The sequence below is a fragment of the Lysinibacillus mangiferihumi genome, assembly GCF_003049665.1.
Taxonomy (GTDB): Bacteria; Bacillota; Bacilli; order Bacillales_A; family Planococcaceae; genus Lysinibacillus; species Lysinibacillus mangiferihumi.
Window position 1 is genome coordinate 1 of sequence record NZ_PYWM01000082.1, and the last position, 2,514, is coordinate 2,514.

3 protein-coding genes are annotated in these 2,514 nt (G+C 34.4%); all 3 read left to right on the top strand.

Going from position 1 to position 2,514, the window contains the following annotated elements; all coding sequences use genetic code 11:
• Positions 1-149: 149 nt before the first annotated feature.
• Complete coding sequence (locus C9J37_RS27345) at positions 150-1,385, top strand: IS110 family RNA-guided transposase (protein ID WP_107897919.1); 1,236 nt, start codon at positions 150-152, stop codon at positions 1,383-1,385.
• A gap of 109 nt (positions 1,386-1,494) precedes the next feature.
• Positions 1,495-1,767, top strand: coding sequence for a colicin D domain-containing protein (locus C9J37_RS29850; RefSeq protein ID WP_107897921.1), 273 nt, complete (start codon positions 1,495-1,497; stop codon positions 1,765-1,767).
• Positions 1,767-2,210, top strand: coding sequence for a hypothetical protein (locus C9J37_RS27355; RefSeq protein WP_107897920.1), 444 nt, complete (start codon positions 1,767-1,769; stop codon positions 2,208-2,210). The genes C9J37_RS29850 and C9J37_RS27355 overlap by 1 nt, the downstream gene beginning before the upstream one ends.
• Positions 2,211-2,514 lie beyond the last annotated feature (304 nt).

Sequence of the window (2,514 nt, forward strand, 5' to 3'; positions counted from 1 at the left end):
AAGGGCTACTTAAAAAAGGTGCTCATTTACTTATATATCTTCATATAACGGTGAAAATGGATAGGCTTTCGTACCAATGCGCACCAGTTGGTGAACGCTCGAACTAAGGTTGCCGGCATTTTCATTCCATTGAATAGGAGGATAAGTTAATGCACGAAAAACAGAAACACTTATATATTGGAGTCGATTTACATAAGCATCACCATGTAGCGGTGATTATTGATTGTTGGCATAAGAAGTTAGGCGAAATAAAGTTTGAAAATAAACCGTCTGCTTTTTCAACGTTTTTACTGGATATTTATAAACATATGGACGATGGTTTGACACCTATTTTTGGTTTAGAAGATGTTGGGGGCTACGGAAGAGCATTAGCGCAGTTTTTGGATGAGCACGGACAAGTTGTAAAAGAAGTTAATCCAGCTCTTTCATACGCTGAACGCAAAAGTCACATGACCACACAAAAAAGTGACAGCTGGGATGCAGAATGTGTAGCCAGAATTTTGGTGAACAAATTAGACCAGTTACCAGATGCTAAACCACATGATTTATATTGGTCGATACAACAGCTAGTCACTAGAAGAAATGCATTAGTCAAGGCACAAGGGGCTTTAAAGAACCAACTGCATATTCAATTAAGTCACCACTATCCAAGCTATAAAAAGTTTTTTTCAGAGGTAGATGGAAAAACAGCATTGGCATTTTGGAAACGATACCCGTCTCCACCGTGTTTAGAAGGGGTAAGTGTTAAGCAATTGACCATATTTTTATTAGAAGCCAGTAGCAATACATGTTCGGTGAAAAAAGCGAGTGAAATTTTAAAGTTGGTGAAAGAGGATGGAACCACAATAAGAGAACACCAAGAAATACGAGACTTTCTAGTAAAGAGCATCGTGCGAGACATTTCATTTAAGAAGCAGGAAATGCGCTATGTGGAACGAGAATTAAAAGGGTTAATGAGTTTACTAGACTTTCAATTAGACACGATGCCAGGCATAGATCTCGTTACAGCTTCAGCTTTAATTGCAGAAATAGGCGATGTACGCCGTTTTCCGAATGCCAACAAATTAGCACGATTTGCGGGCATTGCGCCTGTTTACTTTGGCTCTGGTGGGAAAGGAAGGGAACAAAAAAGCAAACAGGGAAATCGGGCGCTACACACTTTATTTTACAACTTAGCCGTACAGCAAGTACAAGTGGCAAAAGGAAGTAAGCTGCCAAGGAATCCAGTATTCCATGCATACTATCAACGGAAACTAAAAGAAGGCAAAACAAAGGGACAGGCATTGGTTTGTATAATGAGACGGCTTGTAAACATTATATTTGGTATGTTGAAGCACAAAACAGCTTATGAATTACCGATAATAAAGGAGGAAGAGGTAGTTTAATAAGGTTTAAGATAGATTGTTTTTTTTATTAGCGGATTTTAAGATTACAACATAGGGTACGGTTAAATTTGTTAACAATGCTGATGATGTTGTTTTCAAACAAAGTTCAATAGATAAGGCATTCAGTAAGCATAGAAATGATTTTGGAAGTTATCCTGATGGTAGTAAATCTAGTGTAGAACTATTCAAAAAGGATGTTTCAGAGCTTATTAATACTGGAGTTCAAAAACAAGGGAAATATAGAAATGTTGAAGGAACTCATATTTACAATGAAAATACTAAACAGTGGACTTTTATTAACGCAGATGGAACCATAAATACAGCTTTCAAATTAAGTGATTCACAGTACAAATATTTAATTGAGACAGGAGTTGTTAAATAGTGAGGTTAGTTAATACCTATCTCTCAGAACAAGAATTAAAGAAACAAGAGATTGAAGTAATTTGTAATTTATTTATGAAACAATATACTGAAGAAATTGAAGTAAATAGCTATAAATATGATGATCGTAAATATTATGAAACTGATTTTGATTTAATTGAGATAGAATTTCAAAAGGATAATATTTATAAAGAAATTGATAAGTTGATTAAAATTCATGAAAAAGCTATTCTGTTAATTGATCAAAATGTAGAAATAATTGTTGCTAATGATGATACTGATGCGGAAATCCAATTATTTGAAAATGATTGTAATAATGTATCTGGATTTGGATTGTTTATTACTAAGAGATTTATCCAAGAACTTGAACCTTACTATATTTCTGAAATTTGTAACGCATATTTGAATTTTGAAAATGTTAGTTTCGGTGTTATATTCGAATAGCTAAACTTTACGTGTTAACATTAGATATATTTGACCGTGAGAATGATGTCGAAGTACGTGATAGGCTGCGAAAAAAAGGAAATAGGATTATTGAATTGAACATAAAGAAGGTTTAATTTGAGAATCAAGGCCTCATGTAGGCTAGACCATCAAGAAGTGCTATTTTAACAATAATGCAATAAGAGCGAGAATAAGCGATATGACATTTTACTTATAAGGGACCACTTATGGATGTCATAGGGACGAAACACACGAGATAAAACAAGCTAAAGTGTTTAAACGTTACACTTGCCATGTGGTAAAA

What these genes read in the sequence shown, in the direction of transcription:
- C9J37_RS27345 (WP_107897919.1), top strand. Translation starts at nt 150, where the DNA reads ATGCACGAAAAACAGAAACACTTATATATTGGAGTCGATTTACATAAG.